This window comes from Roseovarius sp. A-2 (assembly GCF_002072155.1).
GTDB lineage: Bacteria > Pseudomonadota > Alphaproteobacteria > Rhodobacterales > Rhodobacteraceae > Roseovarius.
The window spans coordinates 48,268-73,774 of sequence record NZ_BDIY01000010.1; the positions used below are offsets into that span (position 1 = coordinate 48,268).

General features: G+C 58.7%; 25 protein-coding genes. 13 read left to right on the plus strand and 12 right to left on the minus strand.

Translation table 11 applies throughout. The features are described 5' to 3' along the window. Nucleotides 1–70: 70 nt before the first annotated feature. From BHD06_RS12750 to BHD06_RS12760, 3 genes are read right to left on the minus strand one after another with little or no spacing between them, the layout of a single operon-like run. Complete coding sequence (locus tag BHD06_RS12750) at nt 71–1,060, minus strand: tyrosine-type recombinase/integrase (protein ID WP_009827275.1); 990 nt, start codon at nt 1,058–1,060, stop codon at nt 71–73. Beyond that, nucleotides 1,057–1,971 carry a tyrosine-type recombinase/integrase gene (locus tag BHD06_RS12755; RefSeq protein ID WP_009827273.1) on the minus strand — a complete coding sequence of 305 codons (915 nt, stop codon included), beginning with the start codon at nt 1,969–1,971 and terminating at the stop codon, nt 1,057–1,059. The genes BHD06_RS12750 and BHD06_RS12755 overlap by 4 nt, the downstream gene beginning before the upstream one ends. Next, on the minus strand, nt 1,965–3,194 hold the full coding sequence (locus tag BHD06_RS12760) for a tyrosine-type recombinase/integrase (RefSeq protein WP_080457380.1): 1,230 nt from the start codon (nt 3,192–3,194) through the stop codon (nt 1,965–1,967). Before BHD06_RS12760 ends, BHD06_RS12755 begins: the two co-directional genes overlap by 7 nt. Before the next feature lie 148 nt (nt 3,195–3,342). On the opposite strand from BHD06_RS12760, the gene tnpB reads away from it, so the two are divergent. Beyond that, a complete protein-coding gene (gene tnpB / locus BHD06_RS12765; RefSeq protein WP_037954949.1) occupies nt 3,343–3,666 on the plus strand; it encodes an IS66 family insertion sequence element accessory protein TnpB in 324 nt (107 codons plus the stop codon). Nucleotides 3,667–3,720: 54 nt separating this feature from the next. Beyond that, on the plus strand, nt 3,721–5,277 hold the full coding sequence (locus tag BHD06_RS12770; RefSeq protein WP_080457381.1) for an IS66 family transposase: 1,557 nt from the start codon (nt 3,721–3,723) through the stop codon (nt 5,275–5,277). A gap of 192 nt (nt 5,278–5,469) precedes the next feature. Here BHD06_RS12770 and BHD06_RS12775 read toward each other — a convergent pair whose 3' ends face one another. From BHD06_RS12775 to BHD06_RS12785, 3 genes are all read right to left on the minus strand, one after another. Next, a complete protein-coding gene (locus BHD06_RS12775; protein WP_080457382.1) occupies nt 5,470–8,568 on the minus strand; it encodes a metallophosphoesterase in 3,099 nt (1,032 codons plus the stop codon). A 616-nt stretch (nt 8,569–9,184) separates the two neighbouring features. Then, complete coding sequence (locus tag BHD06_RS12780; RefSeq protein ID WP_080457383.1) at nt 9,185–9,454, minus strand: hypothetical protein; 270 nt, start codon at nt 9,452–9,454, stop codon at nt 9,185–9,187. A 160-nt stretch (nt 9,455–9,614) separates the two neighbouring features. Then, nucleotides 9,615–9,794 (minus strand): hypothetical protein, encoded by a 180-nt coding sequence (locus tag BHD06_RS12785; protein ID WP_080457384.1) that lies wholly within the window; start codon nt 9,792–9,794, stop codon nt 9,615–9,617. 182 nt (nt 9,795–9,976) lie between these two features. Here BHD06_RS12785 and BHD06_RS23025 point away from each other — a divergent pair, with 182 nt between their 5' ends. Next, nucleotides 9,977–10,318 carry a hypothetical protein gene (locus BHD06_RS23025; protein WP_217805669.1) on the plus strand — a complete coding sequence of 114 codons (342 nt, stop codon included), beginning with the start codon at nt 9,977–9,979 and terminating at the stop codon, nt 10,316–10,318. On the opposite strand, the gene BHD06_RS23030 is transcribed toward BHD06_RS23025, so the two are convergent. The 3 genes from BHD06_RS23030 to BHD06_RS23035 all read right to left on the minus strand — a co-directional run bounded on the left by BHD06_RS23030 (nt 10,275) and on the right by BHD06_RS23035 (nt 12,152). Then, nucleotides 10,275–10,964 carry a hypothetical protein gene (locus tag BHD06_RS23030; RefSeq protein WP_139784721.1) on the minus strand — a complete coding sequence of 230 codons (690 nt, stop codon included), beginning with the start codon at nt 10,962–10,964 and terminating at the stop codon, nt 10,275–10,277. The genes BHD06_RS23025 and BHD06_RS23030 overlap by 44 nt on opposite strands. Further along, nucleotides 10,957–11,748: an AAA family ATPase gene (locus BHD06_RS12795; RefSeq protein ID WP_080457386.1), complete on the minus strand. Its 792-nt coding sequence runs from the start codon at nt 11,746–11,748 to the stop codon at nt 10,957–10,959. The genes BHD06_RS23030 and BHD06_RS12795 overlap by 8 nt, the downstream gene beginning before the upstream one ends. Nucleotides 11,749–11,936: 188 nt before the next feature. Continuing rightward, nucleotides 11,937–12,152: a hypothetical protein gene (locus BHD06_RS23035; protein ID WP_217805670.1), complete on the minus strand. Its 216-nt coding sequence runs from the start codon at nt 12,150–12,152 to the stop codon at nt 11,937–11,939. 286 nt (nt 12,153–12,438) lie between these two features. On the opposite strand from BHD06_RS23035, the gene BHD06_RS23040 reads away from it, so the two are divergent. From BHD06_RS23040 to BHD06_RS12840, 10 genes are all read left to right on the plus strand, one after another. Further along, on the plus strand, nt 12,439–12,987 hold the full coding sequence (locus BHD06_RS23040) for a helix-turn-helix domain-containing protein (protein ID WP_139784723.1): 549 nt from the start codon (nt 12,439–12,441) through the stop codon (nt 12,985–12,987). Further along, nucleotides 12,980–14,854: a relaxase/mobilization nuclease domain-containing protein gene (locus BHD06_RS12800; protein WP_139784724.1), complete on the plus strand. Its 1,875-nt coding sequence runs from the start codon at nt 12,980–12,982 to the stop codon at nt 14,852–14,854. Before BHD06_RS23040 ends, BHD06_RS12800 begins: the two co-directional genes overlap by 8 nt. 114 nt (nt 14,855–14,968) lie before the next feature. Next, nucleotides 14,969–16,804, plus strand: a complete 1,836-nt coding sequence (locus BHD06_RS12805; RefSeq protein WP_217805671.1) for a type IV secretory system conjugative DNA transfer family protein — start codon at nt 14,969–14,971, stop codon at nt 16,802–16,804. 314 nt (nt 16,805–17,118) lie between these two features. Then, complete coding sequence (locus tag BHD06_RS12810; protein ID WP_139784725.1) at nt 17,119–17,376, plus strand: hypothetical protein; 258 nt, start codon at nt 17,119–17,121, stop codon at nt 17,374–17,376. Then, the gene (hxsB, locus tag BHD06_RS12815) at nt 17,376–18,785 is read left to right on the plus strand and encodes a His-Xaa-Ser system radical SAM maturase HxsB (RefSeq protein ID WP_080457390.1); all 1,410 of its coding nucleotides are present in this window, start codon (nt 17,376–17,378) and stop codon (nt 18,783–18,785) included. The genes BHD06_RS12810 and hxsB overlap by 1 nt, the downstream gene beginning before the upstream one ends. After that, nucleotides 18,782–19,861, plus strand: coding sequence for a His-Xaa-Ser system radical SAM maturase HxsC (hxsC, locus tag BHD06_RS12820; protein WP_080457391.1), 1,080 nt, complete (start codon nt 18,782–18,784; stop codon nt 19,859–19,861). Before hxsB ends, hxsC begins: the two co-directional genes overlap by 4 nt. Continuing rightward, a complete protein-coding gene (gene hxsA, locus BHD06_RS12825) occupies nt 19,858–20,385 on the plus strand; it encodes a His-Xaa-Ser repeat protein HxsA (protein ID WP_080457392.1) in 528 nt (175 codons plus the stop codon). Before hxsC ends, hxsA begins: the two co-directional genes overlap by 4 nt. 37 nt (nt 20,386–20,422) lie before the next feature. Beyond that, a complete protein-coding gene (locus BHD06_RS12830) occupies nt 20,423–20,758 on the plus strand; it encodes a TIGR03982 family His-Xaa-Ser system protein (protein WP_254892401.1) in 336 nt (111 codons plus the stop codon). Continuing rightward, a complete protein-coding gene (locus tag BHD06_RS12835; RefSeq protein ID WP_080457393.1) occupies nt 20,742–21,968 on the plus strand; it encodes a His-Xaa-Ser system-associated MauG-like protein in 1,227 nt (408 codons plus the stop codon). Before BHD06_RS12830 ends, BHD06_RS12835 begins: the two co-directional genes overlap by 17 nt. Next, nucleotides 21,863–23,542 (plus strand): cytochrome-c peroxidase, encoded by a 1,680-nt coding sequence (locus BHD06_RS12840; protein WP_080457447.1) that lies wholly within the window; start codon nt 21,863–21,865, stop codon nt 23,540–23,542. Before BHD06_RS12835 ends, BHD06_RS12840 begins: the two co-directional genes overlap by 106 nt. Before the next feature lie 38 nt (nt 23,543–23,580). On the opposite strand, the gene BHD06_RS12845 is transcribed toward BHD06_RS12840, so the two are convergent. The 3 genes from BHD06_RS12845 to BHD06_RS12855 form a co-directional block, all read right to left on the minus strand. Continuing rightward, on the minus strand, nt 23,581–23,925 hold the full coding sequence (locus tag BHD06_RS12845; RefSeq protein WP_080457394.1) for a helix-turn-helix transcriptional regulator: 345 nt from the start codon (nt 23,923–23,925) through the stop codon (nt 23,581–23,583). Between the two features lie 11 nt (nt 23,926–23,936). Continuing rightward, the gene (locus BHD06_RS12850) at nt 23,937–24,140 is read right to left on the minus strand and encodes a type II toxin-antitoxin system RelE/ParE family toxin (RefSeq protein ID WP_254892402.1); all 204 of its coding nucleotides are present in this window, start codon (nt 24,138–24,140) and stop codon (nt 23,937–23,939) included. Nucleotides 24,141–24,337: 197 nt separating this feature from the next. Continuing rightward, nucleotides 24,338–25,363, minus strand: coding sequence for a GSU2403 family nucleotidyltransferase fold protein (locus BHD06_RS12855; protein WP_080457396.1), 1,026 nt, complete (start codon nt 25,361–25,363; stop codon nt 24,338–24,340). Nucleotides 25,364–25,507 lie beyond the last annotated feature (144 nt).

A 25,507-nucleotide genomic window follows, 5' to 3' on the forward strand; every position in this document is an offset into this window, starting at 1 on the left:
TATGCGGAGTCGAAGGCGCTGATCTGAGCTTTGCCGGGGAGGTCCGGCTCCCTCAACTCCGCATAACTATCTATCGCGCGGCAAGTATCGCGAGCAGTTTGTCGGGTGGCCGGAATTTGCCTGGTTTGATGCCGAGCGGGGCCAGCGCGTCGAGCATCTCGAGTTTTTCGGTTGGATCCGCGCGCAAGTAGATCTCGGTGCTCTGAAGCGTGGCGTGACCGAGCCACAGTGCGACCTTGCGAATGTCGCGGGTCGCCTGAAGCATGTGCATTGCGCAGCTGTGCCGCAGGACATGGGGCGTTATTGACTTGGTCGCTAGAGTGGGTGCGATGCCCGCCGCTGCAGCGGCGTGCTTTTTGAGAATATATTCGAAACCGGATCGCGTCATCATCCTGTCGGCATTGTTCAGGAAGAGCGCTGTGTCGCCAACTTCGGGTCGGATCGCGATCCAGGCGCGCATTGCGGCAGCGGTCTCCTGCCAGAGCGGCAGCACGCGTTCTCTTCGTCCTTTGCCGATGATGTGGATGCTGGCTGGCGATCGCCCGTCGAATTGGTCGAGTCCGACGCCGACGAGTTCGGAAACGCGCAGCCCTCCGGAAAAAGCCAGATGCAGCATGGCTCGATCACGGATGCCCGATGCTGTTCGTCGATCCGGCGCATCGAGCAGCGCTTGCACTTCGGCCCGCGAAAGTGACGCCACAAGTCCCTGATCGATCTTCTTCATCGGTATGGCATGTACCCGAAGCGCTTGGTCCAGCACGGCAGGCACACGGTGCTCGAGATAGCGGAAGAAGGACTTCACTGCGGCGAGCCTCGCGTTGCGCGAACGGGCCTTGTTGTCGCGCACCTGTTCGATGTGTTCGAGAAAGGCGAGGATGGTCGGCACGTCAATATCCTCGATTTGCAACAAGCACGGTCGCTTGCGCAATCGACCGGCGGCGAATGTGACCAGTAATTGGAAGCTGTAGGCGTAGGCGTCGCAAGTATGAACGCTTGCGCGGCGCTCATGGGGAAGGTGCTCACGCAGAAAGGCAGCGAGATGTTTGGCAAGGTCGGTCATCTCGACACCCCGCTGTGGAATGCCTCGCTGGCAGCCGCCATGTGCGCCATCAGTTCGGGCGTCACCTCGAGATACCAGTATGTATCGGTGACATGGGCGTGCCCCAAATAGGTACTGAGGGCCGTGATATGCCGAGCCACCAACTTGGAATCGTGCGCACAGGACTCGAGAGAGCGAACGGCAAACGTGTGGCGAAGATCGTGAATCCTGGGCCCCGGTGTTCCTGCCGCGCCGCGCAAGCCGATCGATCGTATGACCTGCAGGAAGACCGTTATCACGGTCGGATAGGCGGGCGGCGTGCCCTGATGCGAGATGAATAATGCATCGCTCGGACTGGCCGCCTTCAGGCGCGTCGCGAGATACCCGTCAAGTGCGCGTCGCGTCGTTGGATGCAGCGGCAGCTGTCGGCTCTTCTTGAACTTGGTCTGGGCAATGATAAGCCCGTCAGAGGTCACGTCCGGCAACCGCATGGCCAGCGCTTCCGAAACGCGCATGCCGGTGGCCGCGATTAGCCCGAACATCGTGGCGTAGGTGAGCGGTCGGATCGAGCCGTCGGGGCCAAGTTGCCGCGCAGCGTCGATCAGCCGTTGGATCTCAACGGGGCTGTAGATGTAAGGCGTGCGCCGCTTATAACTGGCGCTGCCGAATAGATCGACGGCGGGAACTTCATGACGCGGGTCCTCGGCACGGAGCGAGAGTGCGAAGCGGCGTACTGTCAAAAGCCGGTTGCGTCTTTGTTCCCGCGAAGGTGCCTGTAGTGCCCACTCGCGCACGGTGGCTGTCGTTACGACCTGCTCGTCGCGGCTTTCGGCAAAGGCGACGAAGTTGCGCAGAAGACTGCCCTGTGTCCGGAATTTGAACCCCAACGCCCGGTGCAGCACTACATGATCGGCGAGGAGCTGACTCAGCATGCCGGTTCTCCCGGCCAGGGTTGGGCGATCTGCGCCAGCATCGCGATATCGACCTTGGCGTAATGCGCAGTCATATCGAGGGAACGGTGACGCAGCACCGTGCCGACAGCCTCGAGTGTGGCCCCCGATCGCAGCATCGAAGTCGCCGCAGAATGGCGCAGCAAGGAAGCTCCGGCCGATGGCGGGTCGGAAATGCCTGCACGCTTCAACGCCAGCGCTACAATCGTCGAGACATGGCTGGACTGCGCAAATGACCGATAGGGGGCAACCATCATCAGAAAGACCGCTTCCTGAGGCAGGCGCGGTCGTTCCTGTTCGATATACGCCAGAAGCGCATCGCCGACCTCTTGCGGCAACGGCAGCCGAACCTGGCGACGGGCTTTGCCATTCAAGTGCAGGACACCCGACGTCCAGTCGATATCGCTTAGTTTGAGGCCAGCCACATCCCCGGCCCGCAACCCCAGGCGCGCCAGCAGAAGCAAGATCGCCCGGTCACGCAGGCGCCCCCTGGCGAGTAGATCGCAGGATGCAATGACGCGTTCGACATCGGCTGCTGCAAGATATCGCGGCAACGACGAAAGGCGCCATTGCAAGATCGGCGGAATGGCGTGATCAAGATCAGGCCGGCACAGGCCTGCGCCGGCGAGGAAACGAAGAAAGCTGCGCAAGGCGCTTGTCATGGTCCTCAGGTCGGCCGGCCCGGTTTGTTCCCGCCACTTGCGGACAACACTGCGAATCCGGGTGGCGTCATAATCGAGAGTTGCAGTGCCAAGTTCCGGCAACAGCTTGTGGAGGATGCGGTGATGGCGGGCGATCGTCCGTTCCGACAATCCCCGATGCACACGCAACCAGCGCTGATACTCGTCCAGCAGGGGATACTCTGACGCGGCCTTCAGCGCGGGTGGTGCGACGCCCGCATGTCGCAGGAAAACAACGAACCTTCCGGCGCGGCGCGCGTATTTTTGCGAAACATGCTGCCATCGCCGCCCACCGGGACATCGGCACTGGTGGGAGGCGAAGCGACGAAGAACGCCGTCATCAACTTCGTCGATCGAGATGCAAACGCCTTCGAGCCAAACCACGAAATGGCGAGCCGAAGCCCTGTAGCCATCGATGGTCAGCGGCGAATATCTCTGAGCAGCAAGCTCGGCAGCGAACTGATCGATCCAAGACAAGACTGGTCCCGGATTCAGGAACCAGCGATTACGATTTTGGGTATCCATCTTCTATCTCCTCACGATGTGAAACCATCGCGAGAAAGCATAGTTATGCGGAGTGCATATGCGTGCATGGTCTGTCTAACCGACAGTAAAAATGGCATCAGCAACGAAACGGCATACTCGACTCCGCATAATAACCGTCGCCACATAATTGCGGTTATGCAGTGCTCTGCATAACCGTAAGGGTCATGATGGCTTGGCGGCGCTGGTGTCGTCTGTTTTGCGCAAGGATCCGTTTACCGGCACGGTGTTTGTGTTCCGCTCGCGTAAGGCGGACAGGCTGAAGCTGCTCTTCTGGGATGGCACCGGTCTGGTGATGGCCTACAAGCGGCTAGAGGATGCAACGTTCACTTGGCCTGCCATCACGGACGGGGTGATGGCGCTGAATCATGCCCAGTTCGAGGCGCTGTTTGCGGGTCTCGACTGGCGCAAAGTGAAGGCGCTGGAAACCCGCCCGCCGGCTGCGGCAGAGTGAATCAACCGCTTGGTTTTGCGTGTTTTTGCGGGGGTTTTATGGTAGCTCCATCCTATGCAAACCGCACCCGCCATCGACCTTTCCACCATTCCTGCCGCGCAACGTGCGGCGGTTCTGGCGTTGATGGAAACGGTGGCGGCGCTGACGGAAATCACTCGGCGGCAAGAGCATCTGATCGCTGAATTGAACCATGCCCTGCATGGCAAGCGGTCAGAAAAGCTGTCTGAAGATGAGCGGCAGCTGGCCTTCGAGGACCTGTCCATCGCCTTGGCAGAGGTCGAGGCGGAGAAGGAAACGCGGGCCGCCAAGGCGGGCGATGGGACATCCAAGCCTGCCCTAAAGCGCACCATCGGCAATCTGCCCGCGGGGCTTCCACGCATAGAAGAGGTCATCGAACCCGACAGCCTGATCTGCCCCTGCGGCTGCGGTGTCATGCACAAGATCGGCGAAGACCGCAGCGAACGGCTGGACATCATTCCCGCCCAGTTGCGCGTGATCGTGACCGTGCGCCCAAAGTATGCCTGCCGCGCCTGCACCGACGGAGTGACCCAAGCCCCTGCGCCCAGCCATCTGATCATGGGCGGTCTGCCGACCGAGGCGACGCTGGCCCATGTGCTGGTCAGCAAATATGCCGATCATCTGCCGTTGTATCGCCAGAGCCAGATCCTCGCCCGTGCGGGCGTTGATCTGCACCGCGCAGTCTTGGCCGACTGGGTCGGCAAGGCTGCGTTCCACCTGAAACCCATCGTGGACCGGATGGCTGAACATTTGAAGCGGTCATCCAAGCTGTTCATGGACGAGACAACAGCCCCGGTGCTGGACCCGGGGCGCGGTGTGACAAAGACCGGATACCTTTGGGCGCTGGCCCGCGATGATCGCCCATGGGGTGGCGAGGACCCGCCCGGCATCGTCTACTTCTATGCCCCCGGCCGCGCGGGCGGGAATGCCGAGACCTTCCTCACCGGCTTTGATGGCATCCTGCAAATCGACGGTTACACCGGCTACAACCGCCTGACCAAACCCTCGCGCAAGGGCGGCGCGCCCGTTCGGGTGGCGCATTGCTGGGCGCATGCCCGGCGCAAACTCAAGGAAATCTTCGACCGCGACGGTTCCGAGATCGCCGCCGAAGGCCTGCGCCGCATCGCCGAGTTCTATGCCGTAGAGGCCGACATCCGCGGCATCTCGCCCGGCCAGCGCCTCTCCGCCCGTCAGGCCCGCACCGCGCCGCTGGTGGCCGCCTTCGGCGACTGGCTTCAGGCGCAGCGCCGCAAGATATCCGCGAAATCCCGGCTGGGCGAAAAGCTGACCTACATCCATAACCACTGGGATGGGTTGCAAACCTTCCTGACCGACGGCCGCGTCGAGATCGACAACAACAGGGTCGAAAACCTGATCCGCCCCATCGCCCTCAATCGCAAGAACGCGCTCTTCGCCGGTCACGATGAAGGCGGCGTCGCCTGGGGCCGCATCGCCTCGCTGATCGAAACCTGCAAAATCAACGGCATCGAGCCCTTCGCCTATCTCAAGGCAACCCTGACAGCCATCGCCAACAGCCACCCGCAAAGCCGCCTCGACGATCTGCTGCCGTGGAACTTCACGCCGTCAAGCTAACGCGACCGTGGTCTCCCGCGAACGCTTACTGATCGTCAGTGTTCAGGCAAGAAGATATGTCTGCGCGAAATCACCGCCCTCGTAGATCAGCTTCAGCCGATAAGCCCGCCCACCAGCTCCGGAAAGCATCATCCCGATGGACCAGAGGCCGACAATGGACCTAGGCCAATCGAGCTCACACTTAAGCACCATCTAGGTTGTTCCGCGCTTCTTGTCAGCAGCGGCAGCCTTCATGTCCCTGATCAGTTTTAGCTTTTCAAGTCGATTTGGATCACCAAGCGCTCTCTGCCCGACCGCACTACGAATGCCGCCCACAATACCTTCAGAATGGTTGCGCATGTCGGAGTTTCGGCCACTGCCCAAGTATTCGCGCTTTAGCGCTCGCATTGAGGCAGCAATCAGAGTTTTGTCCTGCGCGCCTTTGATGCTTTGCAGATAAGCCTCCTGGTTATCGCGTGACGGCAATGTGAGCAGAGCCTCTCGAGCAAACAGTGCTCCCATTTCCGTCAACTGTGGAAGAACCGATCGCAATGCGATTGAAAGTTGTGGATTCTTTACTGCATCGGCGAGGACGCGAGACATGGAGTTTGGTGCATTATACTTGAAATCGGCGATTGATTTTTCGCGATCAAACAATGCTCCGTTATTGATAAACCGTACTCCACCAGCCACTGTAACAGGCGACGATCCTATGTGCTCACGCGCGGCACTCATGAAGCCGACCCAAACCTCGGCGGCTTCATAAAGTTTGGCAAGGTGGCGAAGTTTGTCCTTGGCGGGGATATGAAGCGCGTTGCGGATCAACTGGCCGTATAGTCTCATCGCGACCAGTAGCCGAGCCTCAGACTCGGCCACTTCATGCCTGCGCGCAACCCCTCTTCGTCTCAGAACATTCGCGAGCCGTTGATTGTCTTGACGGTCAGCGGTGTCGGGGTCAGGATCGGAACTGTCGACCTCGATAAGCTCCTTAAAGACCTCGATGACTTCCTTGGGGTCATCTGAGACAGAATTCAGCCATTCCGTTGAAAGGTCGATGCCGGCCTTTGAGTATTGTTCAAGCAATGTTTCTTCGAGCTGATCTACCTGCCTGTAGACCTGATCAAGAACGGAGCCGGTGTCTGTCCCTTCTAGTTCTCCATAGAAAACTATCTCGCCGTGGTGTTTGAATAGACCGTTTCCCGTCGTGATCTTTTCCGCGAATACTGCGTCCGATTTCATCTGCCGTGCGATGAAGTACGAAAACAAGTAGTCGGCTCTGAAGGTGATCCGCCCGCCTTCACTCACCAGCAGACCTTTCTCCTCAAACTCTTTGAGGAGGCCGCGCGGTAGTTCCATGAGATAACCAGCTTCATAAGAGCTGCGGGCATCTTTCCACTCGTTGTCCGTGAGCCCACCTGTGTCTTGCTCAAGGATTTTTCGAGCGACATAGCTGAGAAACTCTATCTTATCGTGAGACGAAAACGTCCCCTCCCGTACATCCTCGAGCTCGAAACGGCCTAGCAGGCATTCAACGTAGCGATCTAGGAGGCGGGCCTTGTTGATCGGTCGGAAGTCATGGTCCTGAACAAGGGTTTCAACCAATACAGCTACAGTACTTGGGAAAATGGGCTCGTTGATCTGTGACAGAGACTCGATGGCATGAGTGGCAAGTTTTTCAATTGTATTGTCGTTGAGCTTTTTTCGGTGCATTGCGATGACTTCACGGATCTGCTGCACGCCAAGCTCAGCAAGCTCATAGACATCATCGTCAACAAGTGACAGTGCCGGATAGTCTAGGCTCGAAACTGCCTGCCCCACCTTCTCGGTGCGCACAAAAGCGACGATGGGCACCTTCGGAAAGAATTTGCGAATTGTCTGTCTGAAGTTATTGAAGTGCTCAGCATTGCTCAAATTCAGGCCGTCTACAATCAAACGGACCGAGCCTTGTTCCGCGAGATGTTCCATCTCTGCAGTTGTATAACGGGTAAGGCCCGTCTGAACCATCGAGCGGAGGATTGAAGCCCGATTGACGCTCGTATCGCCAGCATCAAAAAATGCAGGAATGATGCCCGTATCCCGAACGTTCTCAGCTATCCCTTTCAGCGTCAAGAATGCGCAAGTGCTCAACCCGGAGTCCGCAGGAGCGATAACAAAGTGATCTCGCATGCTTGGTTCGAAAATTCGGGACAACGCGACAGGTGCCTCCAACCATTGCTCCTCCTCCCCATATTCGACCTTGTGAATCTGTGGAGTGATGAAGCTCTCGATATAGTTCGACTTCGCGCGCACATTTCGGCGGTGCCAGTCGACAAGATCGTGAGGCTCGCCTGCCAGAAACCTTTGCGCCAGTGACGAAAGCGAAGGCGAACTCTGGAAAAACTTCCTGTCGCTTTCTTTGGGATACGATATGCCGCCAGAGCCAAAATCTTCCCCCAAGACAAAGGTGCGTCGACTCTTTGAGTAAGACCGGTATGTGATTTCTGCCGCACCGCTGACTGTGTTGCAGCGGATTACAGCGTAGCCGTTGGTTCCTTTCGACCAGTCTGCACGCAACGGTGGGGATTGGATGAACGTCGCACCGTTTTCGTTGCGCACCAGAGATGTCAGGTCCGCCGTATGAACATGCCCAAACAGAACAAGATCAAAGTTTTTCGTCGCAATAGCGGTAATCGCATCTCGCGTGGTCTCCTCAAGCCAATCCAACGGGTGGTGCAACAAGAGAAGCTTGAAACTGGCTTTGGGAAGACTTTCCACATACTTCGACAGAACATGCGGCTCGACGCGCAACTTGCCTCGATCAGAATCGCCGTTATCTCGCTCATGCGACAACCAAGTCGAATTCATGCCGACAACCGATACGTCGCCAATCTGCTTCACATAGCCATAGAAGGACCGTTCGGCATATGGCTCGAACAATTCTTCCAGCGTACGATAATTGTTCAGGGGGCCGTTTGGGTTTTCTCGGAACGGGGTTTGTTTAAAAGAGTTGCCAGAAAAAAGGTAGCTGCTAGCTCGATCCTTTATGAAAGCCGCCGCGCTCTCACTATCGGTCAGCTGTCTTTCAACATCATGGTTTCCAGGTACGATCGCGATCTGATGATTGGCCTCTATCAGAGGCCCTAGCAACAGGTCGAATAAGACATCGTACTGTTCTTGATCACCCGACTGAACCAGATCACCCGTAAATGCCGTAACGACGTTGGGCCCGAGAGGAAGTGCGGCGATATCGTCCCGCAACCTCTCAATTCGAAATCTGTTTTCGACGTCGTTCTTGAAATGCAGGTCGCTCAGATGAACGATTGAAGTTTCCATGAGTACTCGTCACTCCTACTCGGTATAGCCAATGTTTAGCGGCTTAATTTATTTTTTGGTTCGTACATCAGACACCACTGCGAAGTTCGCCTACGGTGGGCATGTTGTGCTGCGTTTGCTGAAGATACGTAGGATATCATCGCTCGGAATCAGACTTTGACATTTTGGGACGTTTGAATTTTTTTACATAATGGGTCCTCACCCAGCGGCTTTTAGCATTTGCAGCGAACGTCAGCAATGTGGGCTGCGACCGCAACATCCTGAAAGTAGGGCGAACGTTCGGTCTAGGCCAAACACGATGCTGCACCTGCGAAAGTGGCTTCCATCCTGCAATGTGCGTGACTGTCTGCAATGGTGAAGGTTTCGACATGGGCAAGCCCCGCAAGCGAGACCGGGCTGCTGAGGCTTCGCCCTGAATTCGGACCCTGCTGCCTTCCTGCGCCAATACGCCGTGGTCTGTCTCATCCTGAGCCAGGCCAAGGCGTTTGCCATATGGTCGCCATCACGATCCGCTTTCAGCTCTGACGGGTCTGCATCCCTCTTGCAAGGCGGACGCAGCCGCCAGGCGAAGCCGAGGGGCTCTAGTGTTCGCCACCTAGCATAAGATTCCGAAGGGCTATGCGTCTGGCTTCTGGTCGAACAGAATAACGTGCGCGCCTTCTTCACTGTCAGGGTTGCCTACCAGCACGAACGGCATATCCGACCCGTTCTTCTCGTAGAGACAGCGGTATTTCATCTGGCCGCTGAGCGGATCGCGCACTTGGTCATAGCGAAAGCTGTGCTGAACGCCGTCTTCGATCCAGACCTTGACGCCATCGGGGGTCACCAGTGCAAGCGGCGCGCCGTCCAACAAGATTGTCTCGCCAACGTTGAAAATCTCTTTCATCTCATGGGTCTCCTATCGGTCTTCTTTGGTAGCGTTGCAAACCGTCGTCGCATTTGCAACGATCTCTGCCCCGCGTGTTCTCTCTCTCGGTGTTATTGCCCCCGGATCACAATCGTGTCCTCCTCAGCTCGCTCACGAGCATCGTAGCGCTGATCGCGGTCTAGCCCGCGTCATCATAAGGCACGTACCTCAAGTTTGCGCCGTCCGTCTGATCGAAGCCGTCGGACCATCTAGTACGGCGCATACCGCAGCGCCATTGGAACACGACGCCGACCTCGACATCTTCACCATCTACTGTCGCCAAAATAATTTCGACCGGGTAACCCGCATAATTCTTCATGCTCAACTCCTGACCTCCATTTGGTCGGAGCCGCAGTTATCAGGTGGCAGGTATATGCCTGTACCTATATATGCTTGGCCAACACAAGACGGAGTTTACAAACTGTGCTTTACAGGCCTCTACATATTGCGCTCTTTCTGGGCGCGGCTTCATCGGCTGTCGCTGCCGAGTGGGAGATCGGCTTGTCGCGAGGTCTGGAGACCTATGCTGCGACTGCAAACGACGGAACTTTGCTCTTAGTTTGCGATCCTGACCGTGTCTACAACCCAAACGTGAGCCATGCGTACTTTTTGTCGCGTTTTGACGATGACCAATTCCCGCAACAAGTTGTTCTTCTCGCGGCGACCGGAGAGCAGGCTGCCTTTTCTGTGCAGAACGGGATCGCAACGCAACGCGATGCTGATCCTGCCGAATGGGCACAGCTCATCGACATGATCGAGGCGGGCGGTCAAATCGCTGTCGTGACTGCACGCGATGCCTTTACGCTGGATCAGGACGCGCTGCCCGGGCTTCGATGCCGCTGATCTTTTGAGCGAGTTCTTCGATCTCGGATCTCAGCAGCGCCTTGCCGAAGGCGGACAACAGTTGCGTCACCCCATAGACGTTGAGCGGGTCATCAATGCTTGTCTGCAACGCCGCCACATGGGCTGCGTCGAGCCTGATCATCGATTTCATGAAGGGGGCACCAGTGCCTTTGGACTTGGCCAGGCGTGGTCGTGCAGCGGAGGCAACCTCATGCCAAGTCGTGGTGTTGCGCAGTTTTTGCATGCGGGCGCGAACCGCTTTGATCAAGGCACGCTGAACGTAGTCTGGGTCAAGGTTAGATCGTTCTGCCAGCGCATCAATCCGTGCCTGATCTTCAGCCCCGATGCGCACGTAGTAGGTTCGAGACTGCGCTTCGGGGCTATTGCTCCAAGCATCATCCGCCGACGGCTGGGTGGATACCCCTGGGTTGATGCGCGCCGTTTCAGCCGAGGCTGCCTTTTCCCCTTTCCGGGGTTCTCTCTTGTCCACTGAATTTGCCGCTGGGCCTTCTGTCGCGACCGCTGCCGCCGTACTCTGATTGAATGCGGCATATTTCGTGGCGCTCGTGGCGAACTGCCGCGACCGCGCCAGCCTGTCTTCGTTCGAGACAGCGGTCCCGGACCGGTTTGGAATCTTCCTAGCCATTGGCAGCGTCCACCATGGCCTCGATGTCGCAAAGGACATCGCTGCACAGTGTCAGGGCTGAGGAAAGATGCCCCGCCTGCAACCGATGACGAAGATCTTGTTCATAAATGTCCCGCACATATCCCAGCGATCCGGTCAACGGCATGCGCTGGATCGCAGTGAGATGGGGCACCGGCGTGGGCAGAAGTGGCAGGGTTGAAATCACCTCGAAGACCTCAAGGTCCTGCCGGTGAACCCTGCGTCTTGCCGCATCACGCTCAAAGTCATCGCCTGCGGTCACGAAATCGATCGCGCGTTTGTCCGCGTTCATCAATACCGCCGAAAACAGCGGGGCGGGGTCATCCGGTCCAAGGGTCTCGATCATGCGCATAACCCATGTCAGGGTTTTCAGGGCCGCCACGAAATCCGATTGTACCGGCACGGCCGGCACCAGGACCATGTCGCAGGCCAGCGCCAGTGTTTCGGTGTCGGGGTGCTCGCCGGGGCGGGTGTCGATCAAAACCAGATCCACACCTTCAGCCTCAAAGCCGTCCAGCGCGTGGTAAAGGCCTTCAACGGTCTCGGGGGCATCGGCCACGGTCAAGCCTGTGGGCCATGGAAGGCGTGGCAGATCGCCGAAGTCGGCGCGTGCGCTTTTTGATTCCCATTCGAGGATCTGCTTGTCAGCATCCGCATCCATGACATGCACACGGCGGCCGCGTGCCAGCATGGCGGACGCAAGCATCTGTATGAGAGTTGTCTTTCCCGAACCGCCCTTCGCGGAGATGGCCGTCACAACAAGCATTCACTGTCTCCATAACATATATTTTGATCCGTTATGGCGATGCCTCGGGATGGCGTCCACACCTTGCGCGATACAGGCGGTCAACTTTTGGGGCAGAACAATCTGTAGCTGTTGAGGCGATCTACTGTTGCTGCAATCATCGGCGTACGCGTTTGGGCAATCGAGCATGCGTACAAAGAGGCGTTTTGTCATGCATCACTTGCGCCATCGCGCCGATGCAGCAATGCCCCAGCAATGCCCGAAGCCTTCGAGGCGTTGGCTCTCATGGGCCTTATGGCGTCTGACAATTGATCCTCAATCATCCGTGTCACCACCAACGGCATAACCACTGCGCCGTGCAGGCGTTCCAATCCCACAAGGTCTTCTTCTCCTTCCGGGAAACCCCTTTGAGCATTCAACGCCATGAAGGGATATCGTGTCGGCTGCGCCGACGTCATTCCCGCGCCTGTTCAGGATCCGGGCCTACGTCCCGGATCGCGGCGCCGGGGAGGCGGTGTCCCTTCGGTCTGTTCATTGTCGCGCGGGGTTTGCAGCAGGCATGGCCAAGGCCCTGCCTGCTGATCACCGAAGGTGCGACAACGGACCGAAGGGACGTTGACAGGAACGGTATTGTGTATGACAAAACTTGTACGACAACTCATTAGAGTTTTCGTGTTTACAAAAAATATCTAATGATAAATCTTGCCGCCCATGTCCAAACGCCTCTCCACCATAGCCCGACAAGAGGTTCTCCGGCTCGCCGCGCAAGGGCTTAGCGATGGGGAGATCGCCATGCGTGTTGGCTGCTCCCGCCCCACCGTCGCTCGGGTGCGGGTGCGCGGTGTGGTGGCGGATCGAACCACAAAGGGCCGCGTTCTGCAGGTTCGGGTGTCCGCCCGTGAGGCCGAAGCATTCGAGGCGCTTGTGGCTGAGACGGGCATGACCACGTCGGGTCTGCTCCGGCACATGATCCGTCTGTCATCCGGCATTGTCGCGTTTCGCCGGGACGAGGTCACGGCGCTCAAGGCGTCGGCCAATCAGCTCAATGCCTTGGCGCGCAATCTTGCGCAGATGCTGAAGCTTGCCCATGCGGGCAAGCTTCGGTGGAACGCGCGCGACGCGACAATGGTCGGTCGGCTTGCGGACCGGGCCGAAGAGGTTGCCGGGGCTGTGCAGGCTTTGCGCGCGGCCTCGCTGCGCGGGGCCTTTGTCCGGGTGTCCGATCTTCGGGACGTTGGGGAGGGGCAGCGCGATGGCTGAAATACGCACCCTCCAGCAGGTGGTATTGGGCGAGATACTGCCTCATGTGGGGCGGCGGTCTGCAGCCATGGCAGGCGAGGCGCGCGTATCTTCGGGCCGTCGGCGTGGCACGTCCGGCGGGGCAGTTGCGGTAATGTCCTGGAACGCGCTGCGGGTGCCGCAAAGCGTGGTGAAGCGGGTCGGCACGGGCGGGTGTCATTCACCCAAAGAGTTACGCCGGCAGATGAAATACATCCTGCGCGACGAGGCGCAGGTCGCAGCCTGGTCGAACCAGATCGGCATTGATCGTGTCTTTGGCGAGCGTGGCATGGAAAATGTCATTGCCCATTGGAGTGCATCCTGGTGCGGGGCGCCGAAACGGGGTCACACCGATCACATCATTCTGTCTTTTCCCAAGGGAACCGAGGCGGAGTTGGCGGAAGCCATCTCGCGCGAATGGGCGCAGGAGGTGTTCGGCGGGGAATACCGGGATCGATATCGGTATGTGGCGGCCCTTCATTTCAACACAGATCATGTGCATGCCCATGTTCTTGTCGACAAGGTCGGGATGGAGGACGGCAAGTTCCTCTCGATCAGCCGCCATTCCGAGATCAGCTATGACATGATGCGCGAGCTGCATGCGCAGATCGCGGGCGAGCACGGGCTGGTGCTGAATGCCTCTTCCCGTCTGTCGCGCGGCATCATGGAAAACGCCCCGCGGGACACTGATTTGCAGGCGGCCCGCAAGGAGGGACGGGCCCCAGCGGTTGCCCCGCTGGATCCTGAAAGCCGCGCTCTGCGCGAGGCCAAGATACGCAGGCACGCCGAGGGGTATCGGCAGCTGGCACAACTTGCCGGGATGGGCCTGGAGGCCGACACCCCTCCGGATGGATGGATGGGGCGCATCGCGGAGGGCGCAGAGCTTGCCGCCACCAACTTGATGAAAGGAATGCCGGTGAAAGAAGGGTTTGCCGAAGGGGTTGATATCGCCGCTGCCGGAGCGGATGTGATCGGTCGTCTGATCGCCGCCCGTGAGACATTGCAGGCGGAAGCCGACACCGCCTGGAGCGCCATTCAGGACATGGCGCCCGGTGCCGAAAAGGTCGAACTGGAACAGCTCTTTGCCGGGCAGGCCCGCGAGATGGGCACGCTTCTGGGCCGCGACTTTCTTGCGGATCATTCTTCACCGGTGTCGCCGGAGCGCGATCCCTACAGTGTGCAGGGGATTGCGGGGCTGGCTGCACGGGCAGCAGAGGAGGGCAATCCCCTCGTCGCTGAGGCCGGTGCTGCACTGGGTCGTTTCCGAGCGGAATTGGCGCAGGTTCTGGCACCGATGGAGGCACGGCTCGAGGAGGCGGGCAGCAGCGTCGAAGAAGTTGCTGCCCGCTTCACCGCACCCCATCGCAGCGAGGCGCAACTCGAAGCGTCACGCCCAGTGGACGCACAGGAGCTCTCGGACTGGCTTGGGCTCGAACGCGACCTGCAGGCGCGCGCGCGTGATGTTTTTGCGGGGCTGCACATGGATCGTGATCTTTTGGCGGATCTGGCGCGTCAGGACATTCTCGACGCGGGGCAGGGCAGCCGCCTTGCCGACATCGCCACGCTGAACAAGCTGATCTCCGACGTGCGGCATGACCTGCGCGACGGGGATATGGATCAGCTGGCAGCGGGCCGGATCGATCCGCTCATGGACCGTATCGAAGATCCCGGTCTGCGACAAGCCGTGTTCTCGGAGCTAAAGCTCATCGCCGCGGTGGATGCGGGTGATGACATTGCCGGCCGCGACAGCGAACCCGCCGCCACCTATCGGACCCGGATCGAGGCTTTCGAGCGCGCCGAGGAACGGGGGCGCGACCGGGACGATACCAGTGGCGATTACGGCCTCTAGAGGATTCAAAACATGCTGCATGCAATGGAAAGCCGTTGGCGGTATCCGATTGCCATCCTGCTCGGTCTCGGTGTCGGCACCTGGATCGGGGCCGCGATCGCCACGCTTTATCTGATGGCGCGATTTGGCGAAGACCTGGGAGGGTTCGATATTTTCGAACTTTGGCTGCTCAATCTGTCTGATCAACGGATCAAGGCAAACCCTGCGGTGGAACATACTGCGTGGCTCATCACTGCACTTCCTGCCCTGCTTCTGGCGGCGACAGGAGCGACATCTGTTCATCGCGGGTCGCTCACCGATTATGATGATGCGCATTTCCAGTCGCGTCCCGAGCTCCGCCGCAACCGTATGTCGGCATCTCTTTCCCAGAACGGCTTTCTGTTCGGCAAGCTCGGGTCACCCGCGTCCCGCGCGCCTTTCGTGTCGGCCACGCCAGATCGCTTCCCACACGCAATGATGATCGCGCCAACGGGCCGGGGCAAAGGGGTAGGCTTCGTTTTGCCGAACCTTTTGCATTTCCAGGGCAGTGCCGTGATCCTCGACGTCAAGGGCGAGAATTTCGAGAAGACATCCATCCACCGCCAAAAGGCGCTGAACAATCAGGTCTGGTATTTTTCGCCCTATGACTACGTTCAGCCCGAGGGTAAGAACGGGCCCGTCCTGACCCGCACGCACCGGTTCAATCCTCTCCAGCGCATTGCCGATCTGCCCAGCCCCGAGCAGCAATACACCGCCGTCAACACCATGGCGGACTTGTTCCTCATCGTCGAAAGCGTGAACGCGCAGAGCTTTTTCCAGGCCGGACGCAGCCTGTTCGTGGCGTCTTGCCTCTATGCCATCGAGACCGGAAAGCCGACGATCGGTGAGGCGCTGCGGATCATGACTGGCGGCGGCAATAAAAAGGAATTCTACAAACGGGCCGCGATGCAGACCGCAAACCCGGTGGTGGCAGAGATTTTCCTGAGCATGGCCGACGAAGTGGACAAGATTCTCGATTCCTATGTCAGTGTGATCCGCGGGGCCGGATTGGAGCTCTGGCTCGATCCGGCGGTGGACCGGGCGACCCAGGCAAGCGATTTCGATTTCGGGACGTTCCGACGAGAACCACAGTCGCTCTATATTGTCGTGCAGCCGGAGCACCTGAAAACCCTCGCCCCATTGATCCGGCTCCTGTTCGCCGACGCGATCGCAAGTTTGCAGCGCGCGCATCCCGGAGCGGACGAGCCACATCCCGTCATGTTCCTGATGGATGAATTCGACCAACTGGGAAAGCAACCCCTGGTCCTGCAAAGCATCAAGACGATCCGCTCTTATGGCGGGCGGCTCTTTATTATTTCGCAGTCTATCCCCGGTCTTGAGGGCATCTACGGCGAAACCGACCGCCGCGCGCTCCAAGCCGGTGCGGGTGTCCAGATTTACATGACCCCCCAGGATGATCGCACCGCCGACGTGCTGTCCGTAGCCCTCGGCAAACACACGATCGTGGGCAAGACCAGATCACAGGCAACGGTGCGCAAGCTCTCGGAGAGCGCAAATGTCAGCCGCCGCTCGGAAGAACGGGCGTTGGTATCTCCCGCTGAATTGCTGCGTTTCCCGCTCGACAAGGTCCTTGTCCTGCCCGAGGGGCAATATCCCATCAAGGCGGATCACATCCGTTACTATGCGGACCGGCATTTTGCGGAGATCGACAAAGCACGGCAGGGGCATGCCTTGCCCTATCCTCCTGCTGCTGCGCCAGTCTCGAGCAGGCCGAAGAAAATCACACTCGAGCAACCAGAGCCAGCAGCACCCGCGGCGATCTCCATGGGCGACAAGGAATTTGAGACTGCGGTGCAGACCTATGCAGGCGCGCTGCGGGGATATGCGGAGATGGCAAAGGCGCGGCCAAAGAAAACACGATCTGGTAGTCGGTTTCGGGCTCTTAATTTGGTGGAGGCCAGGTCTTCGTAAGCCCATCAATGCTATGTCTGGCAATTTTCTGGCTGCCTAGAACGCAATGCAATCCGTTCATCAAGGCTGCCTCCCGCCCTATGCTCGATTGGCTCTAAGCTCTGCAGCAGAAAATGATCACCCTCCAGTAGCCAACTTTTTTGTGGTTGAAAAGGCATGCTCGGGACCGCCCCGCTACCGGTGCCGGGCAGGGTCGAATTCGGGGTGGTTCACGACATAACAATCCACACCCTTTCGCCAGGTCTTGAATAGCACGGCAATGTGAGTGCAAGGTAGCTGGAAACAAATTTTCAGCAGATACGAGGGCAGCAGCCGTGTCACCGAAGACCCTTGCAAATATTTCAGTATCGCCTGAATTCCATGAGTTCATCCCCGCTGCGATAATGCGTCTGAAATATATCTTTCCAGATATTGCCATCGAGACAACGGAAAATGGTATTAAACTCACCGGAACAAATGAGATTGACGAACTGCGGCTCGAACGTGAAGTCATCTATCATATCTATCGCGAGAAAATCTTTCAGCAGACGCTGCCAATGCGGCGCGATCTTTATCAGATGTTGGCCATGTAATGCAGGTATGGCCGCTGCGATTTCGTGAACTTCCTGATCGGAGCATCTTCATGGCCGATGACACAGGCAGTTACTTTCTGGCAGACAGGGCTTTTGTTGATCGCTACGCCCGCGACGAACTCAATCGGTTCGATGCTGATTTTCTTTCGCAGCGGGGGCATACCTTTCAGAAAACCGGTGATCTCGCCCACACGGCATTTCTAACGAGGTGGGCGCAGCGCCAGCATATCGGTGGTGGGTCGGCATATGTCATCCTGATCCCGACGCTGCGATGTGATCTGAAATGCTCCTATTGCCAGGTCTCTCGCGCACCAGTTGCGGCCAAGGGGTTCGACTGGGACGAGCAGACCCTCGAAAGGATACTTACTTTCCTTGATGACCTGCCGGTTGACGAGATTCAGATCGAGTTTCAGGGCGGAGAGCCCTTTCTGCGCCTTGATCTTCTGAGGGCTGTCGCAGAATACGCCAGACGGAGGTTTCGGCGGGTGCGCTTCGTGGTCTGCACCAATCTTCAGACACTTGATGCGGATATCCTCGCGTTTCTTGCGAGCGAAGACGTTCTGATCAGCACCTCGCTGGACGGCCCTCATCAGGTTCATACTCGAAACCGGACCGGGACTTCTGAGCTGACGCAAGTGTTTCATCGAAATCTCGCTCGGGTTCTTGATCTAATCGGACCAGATCGCGTTTCCGCCCTGCCAACGATCGATATGGAGCATCCGCCGGTACCGGAGGAGCTTATATCGGCCTATGAAGACTTTGGATTCACATCTATCTTCTTGCGACCGGTCAATTATCAGGGGTTCGCGCGCAAGAGCCATCCTTCCGCCCGAGCATCGGAAAGCTGGCCCGGCTACTACCGGGATTTTATTGACACCCTGATCGTCCGCAACGCGCGCTCGGGAAGGGTGATGGAAGAATTTTATCTCGCGCATTGCCTGCGAAGGATTCTCGCGCCGGGTGCCGACAACCACACTGATCTGAGAAATCCCAACATTCCAACTGGCGAGAATGCCGTCATAGACTTCGACGGGCTGATCTACCCAAGCGACGAGGCTCGCATGCTCGCGCGTGTCCGGCAAGTCGATCTGTCGATCGGCAATGTCGCTGATGGGCTGGACCATGAAAAGCTCGCGTTGCTGGCGCCGAGTCACGTTAACAACTTCGATCCCGACTGCATTCACTGCCCGTATCAGCCCTTCTGCGGAACCGACCCCATAGACGATCTTTCGCGCAATGGCCGGATCGACGTGCCAAGGCATGAGAGCTGGTTCTGTCAGCGGCACCTAGCCGTGTTCGACCTTGCGATAGAACTGCTCTACAGCGGGGATCCGGCAGTCGATTTCACGTTGTGCCGCTGGCTTGGGCTTGAAACTCTCCCGGATGCCCTGAGGCCAGTCTTGTCATGATCCCATTGCGCCTCAGATCGAAATGTGACCGCTCGATTGAACCCTTCGTGGTCAGGATATCGAGCGGCGAGGGGCCAGGCGTTGACGACGCCACACTAACTTCAGAGAAACCTGGTCTCCTCAGCTACCGGGCTGAACGCGGCGATTTCCATATCCGCGACGTCGCGCCTGCACACATCGAGGGAGACGTTCTGCTCGTTGACCCACAGCGGCAGATCGCTCATCGACTGATCCGGGCGGCTTCGCAGCACAACACCTTCCTGATCACCGAGCAATGCGACCAGCTGTGCATGATGTGCTCCCAGCCTCCCAAAGCGCACCATGAGGACATGTTCACGCATTTCCGGGCGGCGGCCCGACTGGCGCCGCCGGGTGCACAGATAGGTCTCTCTGGCGGAGAGCCTTTGCTCCACAAGGAAGAGCTGTTCGGTTTCATCGACGCGGCTCTTTCAGCGCGCGAGGATCTCAGCTTTCACATTCTCACCAACGGTCAGCATTTCGATATCGGTGACCTGCCATGGCTACGCAAACATCGGAGCCGGTTGCTCTGGGGCGTCCCGATCTATTCCGATGACCCAGCCGTACACGATGAGATCGTCGGCAAGGCCGGTGCCTTTGCGCGGCTATCGGGCAACCTTGCGCTTCTGGGTCTTGCCGGCGCCAGTTTGGAGTTGCGCACGGTCGTCATGAAGCAGAACGCCGCCGGTCTTGTCGGGCTGGCGGATTTCATTTCGCGCCATCTGCCCTTCGCGACAACATGGGCCATCATGCAGATGGAACGTATCGGCTATGGCAGGATGAACTGGTGCCGTTGTTTTTTTGATAGTAGCGTGGATTTCAAGGATCTGGGTGCCGCCATCGACCTGATGCGCGCACGCCGCCAGAGCGTCATGCTCTACAACTTCCCGCTCTGTACGGTTCCCGCGGCATTTCGGGAGCACGCCGCGCAGTCGATATCCGATTGGAAACAGAAATATCTACCAGCCTGTGACACCTGCCGCATGCAGTCCCGGTGCGCCGGGTTCTTCGAATGGTATCGGGAGGAAGACGGCTTTATGGAGATACATCCGCAATGAAGAGACTTGGAAAGTTTGCCATCACGCTCGCTGCGGCCGGTTATTTGCCCCAGAGCGCGCAGGCAGCAGTGGCACCCGTCCTCTTGGATCGGGGCGACGACAAGTCCAGCTCGCTGTTCCAGATTCTTCGTGGCGAGCACAAGTATACGCTCGCCGGGCACCGGTCGCATTCGAGCCACGGCTCGCATGGCAGCCATCGCTCGTCTTCAGGCGGAGGTTATTCAGGTGGTGGGACATATCGTCCGTCTGCGCCGTCCAGTAACAGCACGCCCCCTGCATCTGTGATGCCGCGCGCATCCGAGGCTCCAAAAACGCTGCCGGGCAACAGCGCAGTCTTTCTGGACATCGTTAAACGTGTTCAGACCGCGCTTTACAGCTATGGATATTACACCGGAGCGATCGACGGTATCGTCGGCACCGGTACCAAGGCCGCAATCAGCAAGTTTCAGAAGGACTGGGGCCTGAATATCACCGGCACGATCACACCCGAGGTTCTGAATGCGCTCAATATCGTTGCGAAGTAAGCTGGCCAAATTTTTACTGGTCTTTGCGGGGGGTGTATTGGTCGGACAAATCGCCCCGCCGGTCTGGAAATGGGCGGTGATTTCCCTAGCCCAATCTTCCTATCAAGAGGCGACCTATCGTTGTGACCGCTCTATGCGTGCACATCTTCTGGCTAAACAGAAGGTCGAAGCCAATCCGTCCGAGCAAACCGTTAGGGCCCTTGAGGCAAGCGAGATTGCCCTGATCGATTGCCAGGATTACGATCTATTCCGGAAGCGCTTGATCCTTTTCGGGCTCGACGAAAATGCCCTGGGATACATGGCGCTCAAGGCCATTGAGGCGAAGGCCAAAGATTTGCAGGAAGTGATCGAGATCCATGAAATCGGTTATTAGACTTCTATTCGCACTGGCTATCTTCTGCGCCGCCCCGGCAGTCGCGGAGACCATGCGGGAAGCCGTTCTGCGTCAGGCGGCTCTTGACAACGGGCTGCGCCCCGCTGAAGAACTCTGGCCAGAATTCGAACCTGATAAGGCGGTGGCCGGAAAGCTCCTATTCGAAAGCGAACTACTCTCACTCACCCGCAATGTCTCCTGCCGCAACTGCCATCTTGACGAATTCGGATCCGCGGACGGTTTGCCGCTCGGCCATGGTGCCGGCGGCGTCGGCACCGGTATTGAGCGAATGAAGAGCCCGGCCGGAGTTCTCTCCCGCAATGCGCTGGCGCTCTGGGGACGCGGCGGAGTGGGCTTCGATGTCTTCTTCTGGGATGGCCGCGTCGATGCAAGTTCGGGCTCTGTGCTGAGCCAGTTCGGCGCGATGGTTCCTTCCAGCGACCCGCTGGTGGTGGCCGCCCATTTGCCGACGGTGGAGTTCCGCGAGATGATCGGCGAAAGCGATGAAACCGAATGGCTGCGTCAGGGAAATGTCACTGCGGCGGCACAGGTTCACCAGGAGATCGCCGGACGCATCATAGCCACGCCTGAGATCGCCGATTCGATGGCGGAGGCTTTCGATCTCGATGTCGCGGAGCTGACCTACCTGCAGATCGCCGAAGCCATTGCCGCCTTCATTCGCTCCGAATTCCGGCTGCGTGACACGAAACTGCATCGGTTCGTGTTCGGCGGCCAGGAACTGACCGGTCAGGAATTGGCCGGGGGACTGCTCTTTTATGGGCGGGGGCAGTGTTCCTCTTGTCATTCAGGGCCTTATTTCTCGGACTTCGGATTCCATGCGATCCCCTTCGCCCAGTTCGGCTTTGGTTTCAATGGCTTCGGGATCGATTACGGGCGGTATAATTTCACCCAGGACCCTCAAGATCGTTACGCTTTCAGAACGCCGCCCCTCTTCAATGTCACGAAGACTGCGCCATTTTCCCACTCAGGGGTGGAACCGGATCTGGCCGGGGCCATCCGAGCCCATGTGGATCCCCTTGCGAAGATCGATACTAGCAAGCTCTCGCCACTCGAGCGGGCAGAGATATACCAGAAGATTGCGCGATGGTCGCAGGAACCGAGTTATGCCGTCGAGCTAAACGAGCGGGATATCTTGGACCTCGTGGCGTTTCTGTCGACGCTCGAGTTCGATCCCGAGGCAGAGCAGTGAAACCGGCGCGCTCGATGTCCGTTCTCAACATCCTGTTTCGGCTCGCCGTCATTGGCATCGGCCTGTCTCTTCCGGTCTGGCTCTACCTTGCCGAACTGCACCCGCGTCTTTTGCTCAGTGTGCATCAGGCGGATTACCGGGCCCTGTCCGCCGCCTGCGATCAGGCCGTGCGTGCAGCGGAAGCGGCCGCCGAGGCCCGGGAACAAGTGTCATCGGCACAGGTGTCTCGCCTGGATCAGGCTCTTGAGATCGGGCGTCTTCCTTGCAAGAGCTACGCCACCCTGAAGGAGTATCTCCTTTCGCGGGGCGCGTCTCAGCATGCCCTTGCGGCGCTGCACCTCTCGGCGAGTTTCGACCCGGCCTATCCAGATCTGCGAGACGGCGGTGTTGCCGCCGAGGGACTCGATGCCCAATTGCGCATCGTGATCGAGCGGCACGGGCTCGCCCCGCTTCCCTTAAAAGACTATGTGCGCGGCCCAAAATTCCGTTTAGGAGAGGAGCTTTTCCATGACCAGCGCCTGAGCGGACATGCGGATCGGTCCTGTGCAACCTGCCACAGGAGAGAACTTGCCACCGCGGATGGCGCGGCACTTGAGCCGCGACTGGATGTGGCCTTAGAGTTGATCCCCGAGGTCCCGGCGCGCAACGTGCCTGATCTCTGGAACCGGGATCACAATCATGTCTCCACTATGCTTTGGGATGGGCGGCTGGAGGTGACAAAGGCGACCGATCAGGGCGGACTCGTATCGCCGGAGGGTCTCTCCACGACCGGGTTCGAGAATCTGATGGCACTTCAATCGGTGCGCCCGATCTACATCCCGGCGGAAATGCTCGGGGAACCTGGACCCTCAAACGATCTCGCACCCACAGCCACCACCGGGTTGAAACCGGACGATGTGCTGGCACGCGTCGCGCCACTACTCATTGCCGAAGAAGCAGAGGGGACCGCCTCGGACGAGGGATATCGGAGGCTGTTTCGCGATAGCTACGGTCTGGCGGCGGCGGAGGGGGTCCGGCCATCCCATCTCGGGAACGCCCTCGCGCACTATATCGAGATCGAGTTTCAATCCAGGAACACGCCATGGGATCGCTATCTTGCAGGCGATCTGACCGCATTGACCGAGAAGCAGAAGCGCGGCGCCCTTCTATTTTACGGTATTGGCAAATGCGCCGTCTGCCATAGCGGCGACGTCTTCAGTGATTTCGGGTTTCACTCTGTCGGGGTGCCGGATAACCGGGAAAACAAGGATCTTGGCAGATACTACGCAACGGGCGAGGTGGAGGATCGTTTTCTGTTTCGGACGCCGCCCTTGAGAAATGTTACGCTGACCGCGCCATATTTCCACAATGGTCAGGCCGAGACGCTCGCCGATGCCATACAGCAGCATCTCAACCCCTACCGTTTCATCCGTGCATATGCAGAGAGCGGTGAGCATCTGATGGAACTCGCCGAAGTGGAGGCGATTTCACCTGTCCTGTCTGCAACAGCACAGCTGACCAACGAGCAGGTTCTTCTTCTGGCAAGTTTTCTCTCGTCCCTGGAAGATGCGGACGCGATGCCCGCTCCCAACTAAAGTTCGGTCTCGCCATAGCGCCAGGAAAGGGCTGCGCCTTATTCCGCCAAATCGTCGAGCGCAACGTTGAGGGCATCCGCCAAGGCTCGCAGGGTTGTGACCGACCCTTGTTTGCGTCCGGTTTCGATCTCGGCCACTGTGACCCGGTTGACGCCTGCCTTTGCGGCCAGCGCTGCCTGTGTCAGGCCACGCCAATCCCGGTAGACGCGCAGGGTGCGCTCGCCATTCAGCAGGCGATTTACGAATTCCGCAGGCACAAGCTCTTCCTCTCCCGCCGCCAGCGCTGCCTTGGCACGGTCAAAGTTCTGCAAATCCGCCAGATCCTCAGCCGCAGCCTGCAGGCGGTCATATTCCTCGCGGGGGATCGTCACCATCTCGTTCATGTCATGTCCTTTCAGTCATAGATGCCGCCGCGGGGTCCGATATCCAGAACAGCCAGGACATTGCCCTGATCATCCATGATAACGCGCCAATCGCCTACCCGTAGCCGAACGCCCTCTCGCCCCTTGAGGGACTTCACATTATTGGCCTGCGAGCCTGGGTCGTGCGCATAGACCTCGATCTTGGAGCGGATCAGCGTGGCAGTGTTCACGGGCATTCGGCGCAATGCTTTGATCGCGGCTTTCGTATAGCTGATCTGCTTCATTATGTAGCTATAAGCGACATGTCTGGCAAAGTCAAAGAAAATGTCTCTGAAGGCTACATGTGCGTTTGGTTCAAGGCGCACGCACGCGCAACCTGATCTGTGAAGCTGGACCGAAAAACCACTATTCCTGCATATCGCGGGTACCCGCGTTACCCCGCTTCGCACCACATCAGCAGTTCGCGTGTGCCCGGCAATCGCTCCAGCGTCCGCTCAATCCTCTCGCGCCACCCGGGGCCGCGCGCCATTGCGTCGGTGTAAGCGTCCCAGAGGTCGGACGGGCGATCCTCGGCCATGGTTTCGATAATGAATGCGGCCTGCTGGCGATCCTTGTCGGCCTTGAAGGACCCGGGCCCGTCGCGGCGGCGATCCGCGACGATCAGCTTGTGGATTGCGAATTTCTCGGGGCGTGGGATCTGCACAAGGATACCGTCCCGATAAAGCGCGACGGCGTGGATCGGGTCGGAGATCAGGTAGTTCAAATGATGCAGGGCCCGCGCCTTGACGCCCAGGGCGGGAAGGTCGCGAATGCCTTCTTCCGCGTCAAAAGATGGCGTCAGGAATTCGATCATCATGCCGGCCTGTCCGCTTTGCCGCCAGCGCCAGACACTGTCGCGGTCAAGACCCTGAACGGGGTCAAACTTGAGCGCCGCGAATGTCTGAGCCAAGGATGGCTCGACGGCATCTTGCAGGGCAACGGACAGACGCTCGAACTGCGCGATGTCGACATCCCCCGTGTTGGCCACGCTGCCAAGGGGGAGGGTGACGCCCATCTCTCCCTCCATCAAGCGAAAGGCATTCGTGCCGACCAGGGTGCCGCCGAGCCGGAACGTTCCGACCTTGGCCATGGCAAGCAGCAGACCGCCTGTGCCCCGGTCGACCGGCGTCATACCCTCGGCGCGCAGCAGACGCGCGAGGCGGGCGCGTTCGCGCTTGCGCTCGGATGCTTGTTCGCGCAGGTCGTTCATGCGGTCCACGCGAGAGCGCGTCTCGGGGCTGTCCGGACCAATATACCAGAACTTCACATCGCTGCCGATTTTCTCAGCCGCGTACCAGTAGGTCTTGCCGCCACGCTCCTTTGTGACGAGCGAGCCGCGGACATTGGCGACCATGTCGTCCTTCAGAAGACGCAAGAGATCACCATAGGCAGAGCGTGCCACTGAGCTCAGATTCGCCATGTTGGCCTCCGAATTGCTGCCTCGGTAAACCTATAATTTTGGGTTGACCGTGGCAACCGGTAAACCGATTGCTTTCCGTTGACCGAATAAGCCGTTGCGCTATAACGCATTTGCGGATGCAGGCCCCATCCGACGCAGACCCGC